This is a genomic window from Pontiella agarivorans (assembly GCF_034531395.1).
GTDB classification, from domain to species: Bacteria; Verrucomicrobiota; Kiritimatiellia; order Kiritimatiellales; family Pontiellaceae; genus Pontiella; species Pontiella agarivorans.
The window spans coordinates 482,476-497,977 of sequence record NZ_JARVCO010000002.1; the positions used below are offsets into that span (position 1 = coordinate 482,476).

A 15,502-nucleotide genomic window follows, 5' to 3' on the forward strand; every position below is an offset into this window, starting at 1 on the left:
CTAAAACACCTGGTTGATGAGTGATTTCTGGAGAGTTTTTGATCTGATGAGTTTCGCTTTTGCTGATTTATACGCGCCCATTACCGTCTCCATTTTATCTAGAATCTCATGTTCATTAGTTGGGACCTTTATTTCATACTCCCCAATTATCTTGTGACTAACCCTTGGCATCTTAGTCCCAAACCCTTTCCCTGAAACGAAATGAACAAATTCATCGCTGTGAAGGTGGAACAAGACATACTTTTTCGTCACATCCTTTGTGTCGTATATTAATAGTTCAGTTGTCGAAACAGCATCAAACGAGGCAATGAATGCCTTGTCTAAATAGGGCCGCAACTTGCTGTAACAAAGATCCCCAGATTCAACTAAATTACATTGAGTTAACGCTTTGCCTGAAGATCCAAATTCAGTGCATTCATACTCACCCGATATAACATGCTCTAACCCAATATATTTTTCGTTTTCATGTGGCGGTTTGCTTTTTGACTTCTTGGGTATAAGCAACTCAGACAGAGGCGAAACTCTTCCTGTTGATGAGTTTATAAGATCGCTAAAAAATGACTTTCTGTAGATGTCGAGTGAATTTAATAGCTTCACCTCACTCTCAATTACCTCCTCCATCGCCCATAAAAGTTCGGCGATTTCGGCTTGTTGTTCTTTACGAGGAATCAGGAATTCATAGCTGGCGACATCGCGCCATCTGCAATGCGGATTTGTAGAACCGATTATTGATGAAGTTGTATGTGCATAGAAACCTTCGCTATGGAACAGGAATGGTATGAACTCTGGCAAAATAAACTCTTCATTAGGCTGAAGGGTCAGAGTTTTCTCCCCGCAGATGCCGTCAAAGGAGGCGAGTACCGTTCGGCGCAAATGAGGATTACGTGTAGGGAACAGCATTTGACCTTTGCGGAATATCTTAAAGAACGTTGGGTTGATCTCATCCCCTTGTTCCTGACTCGCCCAGCGTTTGATGTGCAGGGATTCCGCATCCATGTGCTCGACTTTAAGAAAACGATCAAATCTCTTATGCGCATTTTCCCGATCATTTTCTTCGATCTTGGTAACAACGTCGTCCAGTACGACCTTCTTCCAATTAGATTTATCAAATTTAAGGTCCATACGTTACGCCAGTGTTTTGAAGAGAAGGTCCATGCTATTCTGGAGCTCTTGTGAAGCGCTTTCCCAAGCGCTGTATGCTTTGTCAACCGAAGGAATATCCACATCAGACAAACGAGTGGACCTTACGTACTTTGTAACCAAAAGAGACCCGTCATTTTTCATAATCTCCTCGACATCAACTAGCCGAGCGAAGCCTTCGACATCCTTATACGCAGTGTAGGCATTGAATATTTTTTCAATGTGCTCATCGAGCAGGTAGGCGATCGTTTTCTCATCCTTCACTTCATTGAAGGCATTTATAAAAAGGATTTTCCCTTTGCGCTCAGCGCTCTTGTTTGTTCGACGGATCAGCAAGGCAGATTCCATCGATGAGTTGTAAAAAAGATTTTTCCCCAACGCGATGACGCACTCAACGGTATCCGTTTCTATCATCTTCTTACGCATTTTCTTTTCATTGTCGCGGAAAAGAATCCCGTGCGGCCAGAGCTGCACACAACGACCGTTATTTTCATCCATGCTTTTATGAATATGCTGCTCAAAGGCATAGTCGGCGCAGCCCTGCGGCGGGGTGCCCCAGAGGTTGCGGCCATAGGGATCGTTCTCGAAGCTTTTGCGGTCCCACGATTTGATGGAATACGGCGGGTTGGCGAGGATGACGTTGAACTTTTTCAGCTCGTCGTTTTCCAGCAGGCCCGGATTGGACAAGGTATCGCCGCGCACAATATCGAACTCTTCGATGCCGTGCATAAACATGTTCATGCGGGCGATGGCGGAGGTGAGCAGGTTGATCTCCTGGCCGTAGAGCTTCAGCGTGCGGTATTCCTTGCCTTCGTCTTTCAGATGCAGCGCGCAGTTCAACAGCAGTCCGCCGGAACCGCAGGTGGGGTCATAAACCGATTCGCCGGGCTGCGGGTCCATAATCAGGGTCATCAGTTTGACGACGGTGCGGTTGGTATAAAACTCGGCGGCGGTATGGCCGGAGTCGTCAGCGAACTCTTTGATCAGATATTCGTAGGCATTACCCAGCTGATCATCCGGCACATTCTTTAGGTTCAGTTTATGCTGCGAAAAGTGCTCAATCAGATTGGTGAGCATTTCGTCGGAGAGCCGATCCTTATTCGTCCAGCTGGCATCGCCGAAGATCCCGTGCAGCGTATCGGGATTCGCCTTTTCAATTTCGCGCATCGCATTCTGCAGAGCGAGGCCGACGTTCACCGTCACCTCGCGCACATCGTTCCAGTGCGCGCCCGCCGGGACGACAAAATGATGGTGCTCCGCAAAGGCGGCATACGCGGTATCGCCATCGCTCTCCGCCAGCGCGGTTTCAAACTCCTCGTCGTAGACATCCGAGATGCGTTTAAAGAAGAGCAACGGAAAGATATACTGCTTATAATCCCCGGCATCAATCGTGCCCCGCAGCGCCGTCGCCGCCCCCCATAAATATTTTTCCAGTTCTGATTGGGTCATATTGATCTATCCTGTCGGGCGGGATTCCACCCGAATTGTTTAAGTTTTTTGCCGAGCGTTCCATCGAGATCGGGTTGGTCGGCCGGGTAGAGCGAAATCAGCTTTTTACCCGTTTTCTGATAGAGATCCTGCTTGAGATACATGCCCGCTTTGTAGCGCGGCGTGTCCATTCCCCAATATTCAATATAGACATCGAATTGGGGCAGATAAAAATCGGGGCGAATCTGAAAGCCCTCCAGAATGCGCAGGCGTCCGTCGTAGCGATAGTCGAGCCCGGCTTTCGCCAGCCAGTCGGCAATCTTTTTTTCGCCGCTCGACTGAACGAGTGTGCCATCGACCGTTTTAATGTTTTTCTTTTCCTCAACACCGGTTTCCCAGTTGCGGCGTTTGACGCAGGTTTCATCAAAGCATTTGTCGCAATAGATACGCTGAAAAAGACGCATCGAGCGCTCAAACTCGTCGAAGGCCACCCGTTGGCCACACTTCAGGCAACAGCGTTCTTTTTGCTGTTCACGATGCTGAACGGCCTCGCGAATGGTTCGGGCCGCCGCGGCGGCGGCAACGGGAATATAGTCCTTTCGGTTGGGGCGCGCGGCCAGGTCGTCAAGCTCATCCAGCCAGGCTTCGGCATATGCGCCGTAGGTTTTGAGCGCCTTGAGGGCATATTGCCGGGTTTGCGGATGCGGATCGTGCAGGGCCACGGGCGCGAGCGCTTCCACCGCCATGGAGCCATCCGCGCCGAAGCCGGATAGTTTTCCGATGGCCGAGGCCGCCAGCCGCTGCACATCGGCGGAGGGGGTTTTCAGCAATTGAACCAGCTCAGGAAGTGCCGCAGGATCCTGCGACCGGCCCAACGCGACGGCCCGCTGCCGCGCCTCCTGATGCTGTTTTAAATCCATGTTGCTGTCCATTGCTTCCTCCCGGGCTTATTCACTCCGTTCATGGATGCCCTATCTCAACCCTGAAACCGGCCGTAGACGAGCGGAGCGAGATAGAGCATATTTATCCCACAAACCTCGCCAGAACTTGCTTAAATTTCTCTTCCGCCTTCAGGCTTTCACTCCAGGCGGCCTTTAAATCGTTCATCGCCTCTTCAACAGTCGGCAGATTATCTTCAATAATTTTTTCGACGTAGAGCGGAATGTTGAGGTTGTAGTCGTTTTCTTTCAGCTCGTCGGCATCGGCGACCTTGACGTAGTTTTCCACGTCGGCGTAACCGCTATACCAGTCATAGATCTGCTTCACATGACTGGGTTCCAGAAAATTCTGGGCGCGGCCCACACGGATCTGATCGGAGGCGTCAATGAAGAGGACTTTGCCCTTTTTCGCGGCGGGCTTGTTCTGCTTAAACACCATCACGCAGGCGGCCAGCTGGGTGCCGTAGAAAATGTTGGGGCCCAGGCCGATCACCGCTTCGAGCAGATCGGCTTCCAGCAGCGCCTTGCGGATTTTGCCTTCGGCCCCTTTGCGGAAAAGCGCGCCATGTGGCAGCACGACGGTCATGCGGCCGGTGCTGTTCATGGATTTAATCATGTGCTGGACCCAGGCCATATCCCCGTTGCCTTTGGGCGGAACCCCCGCGATATTGCGTCCAAATGGATCATTGGCCCAGGTTGAAGCGCCCCAGTCTTTCAGTGAAAACGGAGGGTTGGCAATGACGCAGTCAAAGGTTTTGAGCCCGTCGGCTTCAAAGAAGCCGGGGTTACGCAGGGTATCCCCGCGGATAATCTCGAAATCCTCCATCCCGTGCAGGAACATATTCATCCGGGCAATGGAGCTGGAGGTGAGGTTTTTTTCCTGACCAAACAGCTTGAGCGTACGGTAGTCTTCGTTGTTTTGCTTCAGATGGTCCACGCATTCCAGCAACATGCCACCGGTCCCGCAGGCGGGGTCATACACCGACTCGCCTTCATGAGGATCAAGGATCAGTCCGAGCAGATGCACCACCGAGCGCGGGGTGTAGAACTCCCCGGCTTTCTTGTTCGTCAAATCAGCAAAGTGCTTAATGAGGTATTCATACGCCTGCCCCAGCATATCCGGATCGACCGTTTCATTGCTCAGCTGGTATTGCGAAAAATGTTCAACCAGATTGATGAGCAGCGCATCCGAAAGCTTGTTTTTATTGCTCCACTGCGCATCGCCAAAGATGCCGTATAGAAATTCCTGGTTTGCCTGTTCAATCCCGCGCAGGGCCTGCTCGATAGTCATGCCCACATTCGTTGTGGTCTCGCGCACATCTGTCCAGTGGCACCCTTCCGGAATCTCAAAGCGGTGCATTTCGGGCAGTGACGCATATTCCGTGTCGCCATCGGACTCTTTAAGGGCGGCCTGGTATTCACCGTCATAAACATCGGAGATCCGCTTAAAGAAAAGCAGGGGGAAAATGTAGACCTTGAAGTCCGAAGCATCGACCGGCCCCTTCAGGATCCAAGCCGCTTTGGACAGGTACTGTTCAAGTTGTGAAAGTGTGAGTTTTTCCATGCCAATAACACCTTAAGTCTATGAGAGTTTTCAATAGAATCAAACTGGAAACAGTTTACTCGGTCCGATGAACAATTGGAAGAACAGACGAATATTTTGAAGTTTATCAGTGGTGTGATAAGTCAAAAAACACCGTTTTTAAGGGCATGGGAAAGAGCTGGATCGTCAGGTTCTTCCAGTCGAAACCCGTACTTTTTATACCCGTTCAATAAATTGGGATTCTGCTTTAATCCGTCGGGAACGACTGATCCCCGGATCTGCTGGTCTCCGGTTTTCCGGACTTTGGGAATCATGGTTTTCAGCAGATGGGTTTCGATGCTCAGCCGCCTGTAATTGAAATTCAGTATGCGGGCGTGGGTATAACAGAACCAGAGGAAGTGTTGGGGTGGAGGATTTGCAAAAAAATACTGGTACCCCGGAGAGGGCTCGAACCTCCTACCTACGGATTAGGAATCCGTCGCTCTGTCCAGGTGAGCTACCGGGGTGCCATAAGGGGAGATAAAATCCGGAAATCCGGTTGAATTTGCAACCTTCAAAATCAAAAAGAAAACCCGGTCCGAAGATTCAGACCGGGTTTAAATTGGAGCGAGCGATGAGATTCGAACTCACGACAGTCACCTTGGCAAGGTGGGGCTCTACCACTGAGCTACGCTCGCGTTTTCCTCGAAAGGAGCGCCTATAGTATGCATAGCTTTTTGGTTTGCAAGCCGTTTTTTTGCAAAAAATGAACGCGGGGTGCCGGGATGGAATCGAAGACGTTTTTAAGTGTGGATCTGCATCGAAACAGGGGGGGGGGAAGAAAGGCCGGGAGCAACGGTTCTTGAGTTTTCAGGGGGTGTTGTATATACCATCTGAAACGGACGAATTGCACGGGAGTCTGATTATGGAAGAAGTGAAAACCTCAACTGCGCTGATCTGGAGTGATCGCTGGCGTCTGGGGGCTTTGTCGAAGACGGAGATGCTCAATATCGGTTTTGCGTCGGTACTCATCGGTATGCTGTTTGTGCTGTTTCATCTGTTCGGCAATACGGTGGAGAATGTGGGGAGCAAGTCGGCGTTTGTCTGGATGGTTGCCCGCTGGGGGGATAAAATTTCGTTCGGTGCGGACTATTCGCACGGTTATCTGATCCCGTTTGTGAGCTTGGGTGTGGTCTGGTATAAGCGCGCAGATTTTTTTGCGGCCCAAAAAAAGAGCAGTTACTGGGGGCTTGTTGTGGTGATCGGCTCTCTTTTTATGCACTGGCTGGGCGCCAAAATGCAGCAGCCGCGTTTGTCGCTGATGGCGCTGATCGGACTGATCTGGGGGATTCCGTTTTATTTCTACGGGTGGGAAGTGGCGAAGCTGCTGATCTTTCCGTGTTCGTATTTGATTTTCTGTGTGCCGCTTAACTTTCTGGATGCCCTTTCGGGACCGTTGCAGCGGGTTGCGACGACGATGGGGTACAACCTGCTGACGGATATGGGCATTCAGGTGCAGCGGGTCGGTACACAGCTGATTTCGGATTATTTCCAGCTGAACGTGGAGGCGGCATGTTCGGGATTGCGATCATTGCTGGCCATGACGGCGCTGACGGCGGTTTATGCGTATTTCACCCAGAAAACCTTTGTGAAAAAATGGCTGTTGTTTCTTTGCTGTATTCCGATTGCGGTGGCGGGGAATATCGGGCGGATTATTTCGATTGCGCTGGTATCGATCACCACGGGGCAGGAATTCGGCGCCGGTCTGCACCATGACTGGTCGGGGTATGTTCTCTTTACGGTTGCCATCAGTCTGATGGTCGGTTTCGGAAAATTGCTGGATGTAAATTATAAGGAACTTTTTGTGTCATGGAAAAAAGCCTATTTAAGCCGTTCCTGATCGTTGTTATTCTGATGACGGTGTCGGTGTTTGCGCTCGCCTTTACGGTGGGGGTGGAACTTGACTTTGTTCCGGGGGTGAAGATGGAGCTTCCGGAAGAGGTGCAGAACTGGCATGGCAACCAGCTTAAATTCTGCCATAACCCGGAAGAGTGCGCCAAGGACTACCGCGATGCATCGTTTTATGTCAGCGAGCTTGAAATTCCGGATATCTGCCCGGTCTGCGGCTCCCGGCTGTATAATATGGCCCGGGCTGAGAAGGAACAGCTTCCTGAGGATACGGAATTTGTGAAATCGGCCTATACCAACGAGGCGGGAACCCGCCTTTTTACATCGATCGTACTTTCTGGAACGGCGCGCGATTCTATCCACCGGCCGCAGCGCTGTCTTAAAGGGCAGGGCAATACACTCGACGGGGAGTATGATCTCGAGGTGCCGATGGAGGGGCGCGATCCGCTGAAGGTGCGCGTCATTAAAACCTCCCGGACCTTCCGGACCGAAGAAGGGGAGCAGCCATACTATTCGTTTTATGCCTACTGGTTTGTGGGGCAGGACCGGGAAACACCGTCGCACTATTCCCGCATGTTCTGGCTGGCCTGGGACCGCGTGGTCCGTTCGACCGCCAACCGTTGGGCCTATATTGCCGTGCAGGGCGAACGCGAGGCGGAGGGGACCGAATATGAAGGGGAGATCATCAGTTTTGTTCAGGAGATCTATCCGCAGATTCTGACTGAGACCATGCGAAAAAAGGCGTATGGCGACTAATCTTCCACGCCTTGGAAGTTGCGCAGGCCCGCAGTTTATTTATACTGCGGGCTTTATTTTTGGAAATTGAGGAAAATTATGTCCGAAGAAAATAACGGGATAGACGTGGGCTACGTCGCCAAACTGGCCTGCATTGACCTGACCGAAGAAGAGAAAGAGCTGTTTCACGGCCAGCTGGACCAGGTGCTGCACTATGTCGAGCAGCTGAACGAGCTTGATGTGTCCGATGTTGAACCGACGGCGCATGCCATTCCGGTATTCAACGTATTTCGTAAAGACGAAGTCGGCACCAGTCTGAATCATCAGGAGGTCATTGCAAACTTCCCTTCGGCCGCCGACGGCCACGTCCGCGTTCCCAAAATTATCGACCAGTAGGAATTTCAAATGGCTGATCTACATAAACTTACAATTTCAGAACTCTCTGAAAAGCTGGCTGCGGGCGATTGCACCTCGGTCGATATTGTCAATGACGTACTCGCGTCAATCGAAGCGAACGACGGCAGCGTCGGGGCCTATCTGACGCTGAATGCCGAAGATGCGCTGGCACAGGCCGAAGCGGCCGATGAGCGGCGGGCGGCGGGAGAAAAACTTCCCATGCTCGGCATTCCGGTGGCGATCAAGGACCTGCTCAATGTCAAGGGGCAGCCCTGCACCTGCTCTTCAAAAATCCTTGAAGGCTACACCGCGCCGTATGACGCAACAGTGATTGCCAAACTGCGCGAAGCCGGTGCCATCCTGCTCGGCCGCGTGAATATGGATGAATTTGCGATGGGCTCGAGCACCGAAAATGCGGCGCTGGGCAAAACATCCAATCCCTGGAATCTCGACCATGTGCCCGGCGGTTCATCCGGCGGTTCGGCGGCCTGCGTGGCGGCGGATGAGGCGATTGCCTCGCTCGGTTCGGATACCGGCGGTTCGATCCGCCAGCCGGCGGCGTTCTGCGGCTGTGTCGGGGTGAAACCGACTTATGGCCGGGTTTCGCGCTTCGGCCTGACCGCCTTTGCGTCCTCGCTGGATCAGATCGGGCCGATCACTAAAACGGTGAAGGATTCCGCCATTCTGATGGAAGCCATCTGCGGGCATGATCCTATGGATTCCTCCTCCATTGAAATGGATGTTCCGGCCTTTGGAGAAAAACTGACGGCTGACACATCGCTGGCCGGCATGAAACTGGGTCTGCCGAAAGAATATTTTGTGGAAGGTATGGACCCGGAGGTTGAACAATCGGTGCGCGATGCCGTTGAGCACTGCAGAAACCTCGGGGCGGAAATTGTGGATGTCAGCCTGCCGAATGCAAAATATGCCATTGCTGTGTATTACATTATCGCCACAGCCGAGGCTTCGGCCAATCTGGCGCGTTTTGACGGTATTCGCTATGGCCGGCGCATCGACGGAAAAGATCCGGCGGATCTGTATGGAAAAACGCGCTCGGCGGGATTCGGTCCGGAAGTCAAACGCCGGATTATTCTGGGCACCTATGTGCTGAGCAGCGGGTATTACGATGCGTATTATAAAAAGGCGCAGAAAGTCCGCACGCTGATCCGCAATGATTTTACCGAGGCGTTCAAACAGTGCGACGCAATCCTGGCACCGGTCACGCCGACGCCGGCCTATAAAAAAGGCGATAAGACGGATGACCCGCTGAAGATGTATCTCGACGATATCCTGACGACGCCGATCAATCTGGCCGGCAACTGCGCACTGTCGCTGCCGTGCGGGTTTGCATCGAACGGCCTGCCGATCGGGCTGCAGATCATCGGCGACGCGTTTCAGGAAGACACCATTCTCAAAGTCGGGCATGCCTATGAGCAGACGACGGAGTGGCACACCCGTAAACCGGAGCTTTAATTGGGTTTACCACGGAGGGCGCGGAGGTCCACGGAGTATGGAGCACGAACAGTTAACTGAAAGAATTATAGGGGCGGCGATGAAGGTTCATTCTGCGCTGGGTCCCGGGCTGTTGGAGCGTGCTTATCACGCATGTTTGCTTCGCGAGTTGGAAAAACAGGATTTTTCGGTTTCTTCCGAGGTGATGTTGCCTTTGGAGTATGAGGGAGAAACCATTGATGCAGGATTTAGAATGGATTTGCTTGTGGAGGATTCAGTCATCGTTGAGCTGAAATCCGTCGAAAAGACACTACCCATTCATGAAGCACAGTTAATTACCTATTTAAAGTTAAGCGGGAAGAAAGTCGGACTGCTTATTAATTTTAATGTTTCACATCTAAAGGACGGGATTACACGCAGATTTAATTAAAACTCCGTGTATCTCCGCGACCTCTGTGGTGAATGAGGAAGAAATAATCATGGAATACGAAGCAACAATCGGTCTTGAAACCCACATCATGCAGAAGACAGCATCGAAGATGTTCTGCGCCTGCAAATATGAATACGGCGCGAAGCCGAACACCCACGTCTGTCCGGTCTGTCTGGGTTATCCCGGCGCGCTGCCGGTGATGAATGAAAAAGCCATTGAGCTGATCTGCAAAGCGGGGCTGCTGCTGGGTTGCGAAATCAATCCCTACAGCAAATGGGACCGTAAAAACTATTTTTATCCGGACATGGCCAAGAACTATCAGATCACCCAGGCCGACGAGCCGGTCTGTCTGGGCGGTGAAGTGACGGTTGAGGTGGAGGGCGAAATGAAAACCTTCACGCTCGAGCGGATTCATCAGGAGGAAAACGCGGCGAAAAATACGCACGTCGCCGGCGCATCGCTGGTGGATTACAACCGTGCCGGCACGGCGCTGATGGAAATTGTTTCCAATCCCTGTATGTCTTCAGCGGAAGATGCATTGGCCTATATGACGGCGGTTAAACAGATCATGCAGTACGGCGGCATTTCCAACTGCGACCAGGAAAAAGGGCAGATGCGTTCCGATGTGAATGTCTCGGTACGCCCGGTCGGCCAGAAGGAGCTGGGGGCCAAGGTTGAAATCAAAAACATGAACTCCTTCGCCTTTATCAAAGATGCCATCGAATACGAAATCGAGCGCCAGATTGCGGTGCTCGAAGCCGGTGGCAAGGTGGATCAGGAAACGCGCGGTTATAATCCGGATCGCGGCGAAACCTTTGTGCAGCGTACCAAAGAGAATGCGCACGATTACCGCTATTTCCCGGAACCGGACCTGATGCCGGTGAAAATCACGGCCGAACAGGTGGAGCAGTGGCGGTCCGAACTGCCGGAAATGCCGGCGCAGCGCCGGGCCCGCTATGTTTCCGAGCTGGGCCTGCCGGAATATGACGCCGGTGTGCTGACGGCCGATAAAGCGACGTCGGACTATTTTGAAGCCGTGATGGCGCACACCCAAAATGCCAAGGCGGTTTCGAATTTCATTATGGGCGAAATGCTGCGCCTGCTCTCGGAATCCGGTTCTTCCATCGAAGACTGCAAAGTGACGCCGGAAAAACTGGCCGAAATTATTGCACTGATCGATGCCAAGACGATCAATACCGGCGGCGGCAAACAGATCTTTGAAGTGATCTTTAATGAAGGCGGCGAGCCGAAAAAGATTATGGATGAAAAAGGTCTGGCACAGGTTTCCGATGATTCAGCGCTGGAAGGCTGGGCGGATGAGGCGATTGCGAATAACCCGAAACCGGTCGAGGAATACAAGGCCGGTAATGCGGCTTCCATCAACTTCCTGATGGGGCAGGTGATGAAGGCCAGTCGCGGCAAAGCCAACCCCGGTGCTGTGATGCAGATGCTCAAGCAGAAGCTCGACGGATAACTATCCACAGATTTCACGGATGACCTGGATTTAGAATCCTCTAATCTGGGTAATCTGTGGATTATAGAAATTTTTTGAGTGGGCAGTCTTTGCAGTTGGGTTTGCGGGCGGTGCAGTAATCTTTGCAGATCCGGACGATCAGGGCGTGGTATTCGTTAAAGAGTTGAACGTCTTCCGGCAGGTTGTCGGTGAAGAGTTTGGCAACGTCGTCGTATTTTGCTTTATCATCGATCCAACTGTGGCGTCGGCAGATTCGTTTAGTGTAGGCATCGACCACAAAGGCGGGCTGACGGGCGGCGTAGAGAATGATGCAGTCGGCGGTTTCCTTGCCAATGCCTTTCCAGGACAGCAGCTCGGTCCGAAGTGCAGCGCCTTCGAGGTTGAAAAGCTTATCGAGCGAGCCGTCGAATTTGTTCCGAAGGTTGGAAATCAGTTCCTGCAGGTAGTCCGCTTTCTGATTAAAGAAGCCGGCGGGCCGAATCCATTCCATCAGCTGTTCGCGCGGCGCATTTTCCAGCGATTGGAAATTGAGGGCCTGGTTTTTCCGAAGGTTGGAAAGGGCTTTCTCGACATTGGTCCAGGCGGTATTCTGGGTCAGAATGGCCCCGACGATCATTTCGAACCGGGATTCCGCCGGCCACCAGTGCTGTTTGCCGTAATGGGAAAACAGGGTGTTGTAGACGTCATAAATCGGCGGGGTCATGGGTCTTCAGAAATTCTTCTTCGTGCTGTTTGGTGTTGATGTGCTGCTGGGCCAGAAAGACATCGAAGAGACTGAGCAAATAGATGATGCCCACCAACAGCAACGGCTGGCCGAATGCGGAAAGCGGAACCGGCTGCGGATCCGCCATGGCTTCGTCGAAGGCCATGGAATAGAGTTCAATGATATTGTGAATGGCCAGCAGCAGAATCCAGATAAAGCCGGTCATAAAACCGGCTGAAAACAGGAGCCCGGCAAACCAGCGTTTCTGGACAAACTGGCCAAGGCCCGGAAAACCGAACGCGGAAAGCCAGATGGGTAGGCGGGGGTTTTTATTCATGAAGGCTATCTATGCTCAATCTGTGCTGTTTTGTCAAAAAGGCATTGATTGAGGTTTTTGCATTGGGGGAGGACTAGCGGTATCGCCGATCTGGCATGGCAGGTGCTACAAGTGATTTGTGAATACATCAATGGATAAGAGATAGTTATGAGTGTTGTGGTTATTGCCGGTTTGATTTTTGCGATGGTCCTGCTGTCGATATCGCTCTTGGCCAATGTCCGGTTTCGGGCAAGAGCAAAAGAGGCGGAGCAGCGTTATGCCAAAAGCAGGGACAGGGTACTTCAGCTGTTCGAGCAATCATCGGATGCGATTCTGATTGCCGAAAAAGACGGGCGGCTGAAGGCGGCCAACCGCAAAGCGGTGGAACTTCTTCAAACCAATTTGAAAACACTTACTGCCCGGCGAATTCAGGACATTGTTTCCGATAAAGATCAGGAAGAGTTCGTTGAGAAGTTATCGGAGTGGTTTTCGGGGCGGACGGTTCGCTGGGAAGCTGCGGTGAAGAGCGAAGCATTTCGAACGCTTGATGTGGAATTTGTGCCCTGTCTGCAGCAGGTGAACGGTATACGCCATCTCGAAATCCATGTTTGCGATATCCGTGCGCGAAAAGAGGCTGAAAATAAAATACATGCGGCACGGCAGATGGCGGAAGATGCCCTCGAAATGGCGCATTCAGCCCGCCGGGAGGCGGAGCAGTCGAGCCAGCGTAAGAGTGAATTTATGGCCGCCATGAGCCGCGATCTCCGGACGCCGCTGAATAATATTGTCGGTGCCGGGCAGTTGCTGAACGAAGAGCTCCCGATTGAAGATCAGAAAGAATATCTGCAGATCATTCAGGATTCCTCGCAGCGTCTTCAGCAGGTTATTGATCACGTTCTCGATATCGCAAAGATTGAAGCCGGTCAGATGGAAACTCTGTCCGGCAGTTTGGATATTCGTGACATATGCAGGGAACTGGAGGAACGGTTCCGGCGGGATTCCACACAGAAAGGACTCTATCTGGAGTGTGCTTGCAAAGAAAATGTGCCCGAGTTTCTCATCGGTGACCGGGGGATGCTCGAGCATGTGCTCGAAAATCTGCTCGCTAATGCGTTCGCATTCACGGAGTCCGGTTCGATCTGCCTGCGGGTGGAGTGCCGGTCCGTCAACGAATCCGGGGCCTCGGTCTATTTCGAGGTCAAGGATTCCGGTATTGGTATCCCATCTGAAAAACAACAGTGGATTTTTGAAAAATTTGTCTACACGAGCGAGTTTGCTAAAGCGCAACCGGATGATGCTGCCTTAGGACTGGCCATCAGTAAACGGCAGGTGGAACTGATGGGTGGAATATTGGGTGTCCACAGTGAAACGGGGCAGGGAACAACCTTTTACTTTAATCTGATGCTTCCTGTGGCGACGCCGTCCGGCCTGATGGACCGACCGAAAAGGGAGAGTCTGAACCGGGTGCGATGCGATAATATGAGCATTCTGCTTGCGGAAGACAATCGTCTGAATCGGAAGGTGGCGGAGGATCTTTTGACGAAAGCCGGGTGCCGGGTTGATAGCGTTGAAAACGGCCGCGATGCCGCGCTGCAGGTCCGCAAGGCTGAATATGATGCGGTGTTGATGGACTGCGAGATGCCAGTGATGGATGGTTTTGAAAGCACGAAAAAAATCCGCAAGATGCCGGAGCCTTACCGCAGCATTCCCATTATCGCCCTTACGGCCAACGCCATGAAGGAAGATATCGAAAAATGCACTGCCGCCGGTATGACGGCCTATCTTTCAAAACCCATCAGCCGCAAGCACCTGATTGAAGTGCTCAATCTGCATGTTCAGCAGGTTTAACCGGGGGCTGCGAGAGATGCATGCATAGAATAACTTGAACTCTTCGCGGTGAATCCGCATTTTCTTCTGCTGTTTACAGGGGAAGTTCATGAAACTCTTTTTTATTTCCGACATCCATGGATCGCTGTCGGCTCTGAATGCGGCGCTCGACTGCTTTCGGCAGGAACAGGCTGACCGGATTATCATCCTCGGCGATGCGCTCTATCACGGGCCGCGCAATCCGCTGCCCGACGGATACAACCCGGCCGAAACCGCCCGGCTGTTGAATCTGTATAAGGACCGCATCATCGCAGTGCGCGGTAATTGCGACAGCGAAGTGGATCAGATGCTGATTGAATATCCCATGATGGAAACCTACGCCATTGTTCAGCTCGAGGACCGGAAGTTTTTTCTGACGCACGGGCATATCTATCATCCCGATGAACATCCGCCGCTGTGTGCCGGTGATATCCTGGCGTTCGGCCATATTCACCTGCCGATGGCGGAAAAGCGCGGCGACCTTTTTGTGTTCAATCCGGGGTCGATCTCACTGCCGAAGGAAAACAACCCGCCGTCGTACGGGCTGTTTGACGGCGGGAAGCTGCAGGTCAAAACCTTCGCCGGCGAAGTCCTGCGGGAAGTGGCGGGTGTCGGGTAAATTCAGCGCCTTTTGGGCTCTGTCTCGATTTAAATATTTTTTTGTATACGTTTAACAAGGTTTGAAGATGAAGTTTGAAGGTGGGAATTCCGAGCTGTTGGATAGCGGAACGGCTGAAAATATATCCGGTTCATTTGATGAGGTTGCGGAGCCGCATGAAAGCGGTCGTGACGATACCCTTTCGTTTCTGAACAGTTTGCCGCTCGTTCATAAACCTAAGCCGAAACATAGTGTGCTTGATGACCATCTTTCCTTTCTTAACAGCTTGCCGAAAGCCGGTTCCTCTACCGGAGAGAGGGCGACGGAACCGAGTCCCGCTCCCGTAAAGAAAAAGAAAAAAGTAAGTCGCAAGGTAAAGAAGAAGAGTCAGGCGCAGCTGATGCGCGAAGAAAAAAACCGGCGTGAAAAAGAACGGGCGGAAGCCAAACGGTTGCAATTGGAAAAACAACGGCAGGAAGCCGAGGAACGCCGAAAAAAGCAGGCCGAAGAGGATGAACGCACCCGAAAACAGATCGAGAATCTAGAAAAGCAAAAAAAGAAAAAGTCCTTTTTCGGAAAGTTCCTCGGGGCTTGAG

15 protein-coding genes and 2 tRNA genes are annotated in these 15,502 nt (G+C 52.0%); 9 read left to right on the plus strand and 8 right to left on the minus strand.

Translation table 11 applies throughout. The annotated features are described in order from the left end of the window. From P9H32_RS02025 to P9H32_RS02050, 6 genes are all read right to left on the minus strand, one after another. Positions 1-1,122 (minus strand): restriction endonuclease subunit S, encoded by a 1,122-nt coding sequence (locus tag P9H32_RS02025; RefSeq protein ID WP_322607193.1) that lies wholly within the window; start codon positions 1,120-1,122, stop codon positions 1-3. Between the two features lie 3 nt (positions 1,123-1,125). Further along, positions 1,126-2,589, minus strand: coding sequence for a type I restriction-modification system subunit M (locus P9H32_RS02030; RefSeq protein ID WP_322607194.1), 1,464 nt, complete (start codon positions 2,587-2,589; stop codon positions 1,126-1,128). Continuing rightward, a complete protein-coding gene (locus P9H32_RS02035; protein WP_322607195.1) occupies positions 2,586-3,500 on the minus strand; it encodes a HEAT repeat domain-containing protein in 915 nt (304 codons plus the stop codon). Before P9H32_RS02035 ends, P9H32_RS02030 begins: the two co-directional genes overlap by 4 nt. A 91-nt stretch (positions 3,501-3,591) precedes the next feature. After that, entirely contained in the window at positions 3,592-5,070 is a 1,479-nt protein-coding gene (locus P9H32_RS02040; RefSeq protein ID WP_322607196.1) for a type I restriction-modification system subunit M, read from the minus strand. Positions 5,071-5,478: 408 nt separating this feature from the next. Next, a tRNA-Arg gene (locus P9H32_RS02045) sits at positions 5,479-5,555 on the minus strand. Positions 5,556-5,651: 96 nt separating this feature from the next. Beyond that, positions 5,652-5,726, minus strand: a tRNA-Gly gene (locus P9H32_RS02050). Between the two features lie 227 nt (positions 5,727-5,953). Between P9H32_RS02050 and P9H32_RS02055 the strand changes: the two genes are divergently transcribed. The 6 genes from P9H32_RS02055 to gatB all read left to right on the plus strand — a co-directional run bounded on the left by P9H32_RS02055 (position 5,954) and on the right by gatB (position 11,423). Then, the gene (locus P9H32_RS02055) at positions 5,954-6,928 is read left to right on the plus strand and encodes an exosortase/archaeosortase family protein (RefSeq protein ID WP_322607197.1); all 975 of its coding nucleotides are present in this window, start codon (positions 5,954-5,956) and stop codon (positions 6,926-6,928) included. After that, positions 6,898-7,692, plus strand: a complete 795-nt coding sequence (locus P9H32_RS02060; protein ID WP_322607198.1) for an exosortase-associated EpsI family protein — start codon at positions 6,898-6,900, stop codon at positions 7,690-7,692. Before P9H32_RS02055 ends, P9H32_RS02060 begins: the two co-directional genes overlap by 31 nt. Before the next feature lie 78 nt (positions 7,693-7,770). Then, positions 7,771-8,067 (plus strand): Asp-tRNA(Asn)/Glu-tRNA(Gln) amidotransferase subunit GatC, encoded by a 297-nt coding sequence (gatC, locus tag P9H32_RS02065; RefSeq protein ID WP_322607199.1) that lies wholly within the window; start codon positions 7,771-7,773, stop codon positions 8,065-8,067. Between the two features lie 9 nt (positions 8,068-8,076). Further along, positions 8,077-9,540, plus strand: coding sequence for an Asp-tRNA(Asn)/Glu-tRNA(Gln) amidotransferase subunit GatA (gatA, locus tag P9H32_RS02070; RefSeq protein ID WP_322607200.1), 1,464 nt, complete (start codon positions 8,077-8,079; stop codon positions 9,538-9,540). 37 nt (positions 9,541-9,577) lie between these two features. Further along, a complete protein-coding gene (locus tag P9H32_RS02075) occupies positions 9,578-9,949 on the plus strand; it encodes a GxxExxY protein (RefSeq protein WP_322607201.1) in 372 nt (123 codons plus the stop codon). Between the two features lie 49 nt (positions 9,950-9,998). Next, positions 9,999-11,423: an Asp-tRNA(Asn)/Glu-tRNA(Gln) amidotransferase subunit GatB gene (gene gatB, locus P9H32_RS02080; RefSeq protein WP_322607202.1), complete on the plus strand. Its 1,425-nt coding sequence runs from the start codon at positions 9,999-10,001 to the stop codon at positions 11,421-11,423. 61 nt (positions 11,424-11,484) lie between these two features. Here the strand turns inward: gatB and P9H32_RS02085 are convergent, their stop codons facing one another. Beyond that, positions 11,485-12,126 (minus strand): endonuclease III domain-containing protein, encoded by a 642-nt coding sequence (locus P9H32_RS02085; protein WP_322607203.1) that lies wholly within the window; start codon positions 12,124-12,126, stop codon positions 11,485-11,487. Continuing rightward, positions 12,107-12,463, minus strand: coding sequence for a hypothetical protein (locus P9H32_RS02090; RefSeq protein WP_322607204.1), 357 nt, complete (start codon positions 12,461-12,463; stop codon positions 12,107-12,109). The genes P9H32_RS02085 and P9H32_RS02090 overlap by 20 nt, the downstream gene beginning before the upstream one ends. Before the next feature lie 147 nt (positions 12,464-12,610). On the opposite strand from P9H32_RS02090, the gene P9H32_RS02095 reads away from it, so the two are divergent. From P9H32_RS02095 to P9H32_RS02105, 3 genes are all read left to right on the plus strand, one after another. Continuing rightward, positions 12,611-14,290: a response regulator gene (locus tag P9H32_RS02095; RefSeq protein ID WP_322607205.1), complete on the plus strand. Its 1,680-nt coding sequence runs from the start codon at positions 12,611-12,613 to the stop codon at positions 14,288-14,290. An 88-nt stretch (positions 14,291-14,378) separates the two neighbouring features. After that, the gene (yfcE, locus tag P9H32_RS02100; protein ID WP_322607206.1) at positions 14,379-14,927 is read left to right on the plus strand and encodes a phosphodiesterase; all 549 of its coding nucleotides are present in this window, start codon (positions 14,379-14,381) and stop codon (positions 14,925-14,927) included. Between the two features lie 67 nt (positions 14,928-14,994). Further along, entirely contained in the window at positions 14,995-15,501 is a 507-nt protein-coding gene (locus P9H32_RS02105; RefSeq protein WP_322607207.1) for a hypothetical protein, read from the plus strand. Position 15,502 lies beyond the last annotated feature (1 nt).

Excerpts from the sequence above, each read along its gene's own strand:
- P9H32_RS02025 (WP_322607193.1), bottom strand. The coding sequence starts at position 1,122 with ATGGACCTTAAATTTGATAAATCTAATTGGAAGAAGGTCGTACTGGAC.
- P9H32_RS02030 (WP_322607194.1), bottom strand. The coding sequence starts at position 2,589 with ATGACCCAATCAGAACTGGAAAAATATTTATGGGGGGCGGCGACGGCG.
- P9H32_RS02035 (WP_322607195.1), bottom strand. The coding sequence starts at position 3,500 with ATGGACAGCAACATGGATTTAAAACAGCATCAGGAGGCGCGGCAGCGG.
- P9H32_RS02040 (WP_322607196.1), bottom strand. The coding sequence starts at position 5,070 with ATGGAAAAACTCACACTTTCACAACTTGAACAGTACCTGTCCAAAGCG.
- P9H32_RS02055 (WP_322607197.1), top strand. The coding sequence starts at position 5,954 with ATGGAAGAAGTGAAAACCTCAACTGCGCTGATCTGGAGTGATCGCTGG.
- P9H32_RS02060 (WP_322607198.1), top strand. The coding sequence starts at position 6,898 with ATGGAAAAAAGCCTATTTAAGCCGTTCCTGATCGTTGTTATTCTGATG.
- gatC (WP_322607199.1), top strand. The coding sequence starts at position 7,771 with ATGTCCGAAGAAAATAACGGGATAGACGTGGGCTACGTCGCCAAACTG.
- gatA (WP_322607200.1), top strand. The coding sequence starts at position 8,077 with ATGGCTGATCTACATAAACTTACAATTTCAGAACTCTCTGAAAAGCTG.
- P9H32_RS02075 (WP_322607201.1), top strand. The coding sequence starts at position 9,578 with ATGGAGCACGAACAGTTAACTGAAAGAATTATAGGGGCGGCGATGAAG.
- gatB (WP_322607202.1), top strand. The coding sequence starts at position 9,999 with ATGGAATACGAAGCAACAATCGGTCTTGAAACCCACATCATGCAGAAG.
- P9H32_RS02085 (WP_322607203.1), bottom strand. The coding sequence starts at position 12,126 with ATGACCCCGCCGATTTATGACGTCTACAACACCCTGTTTTCCCATTAC.
- P9H32_RS02090 (WP_322607204.1), bottom strand. The coding sequence starts at position 12,463 with ATGAATAAAAACCCCCGCCTACCCATCTGGCTTTCCGCGTTCGGTTTT.
- P9H32_RS02095 (WP_322607205.1), top strand. The coding sequence starts at position 12,611 with ATGAGTGTTGTGGTTATTGCCGGTTTGATTTTTGCGATGGTCCTGCTG.
- yfcE (WP_322607206.1), top strand. The coding sequence starts at position 14,379 with ATGAAACTCTTTTTTATTTCCGACATCCATGGATCGCTGTCGGCTCTG.
- P9H32_RS02105 (WP_322607207.1), top strand. The coding sequence starts at position 14,995 with ATGAAGTTTGAAGGTGGGAATTCCGAGCTGTTGGATAGCGGAACGGCT.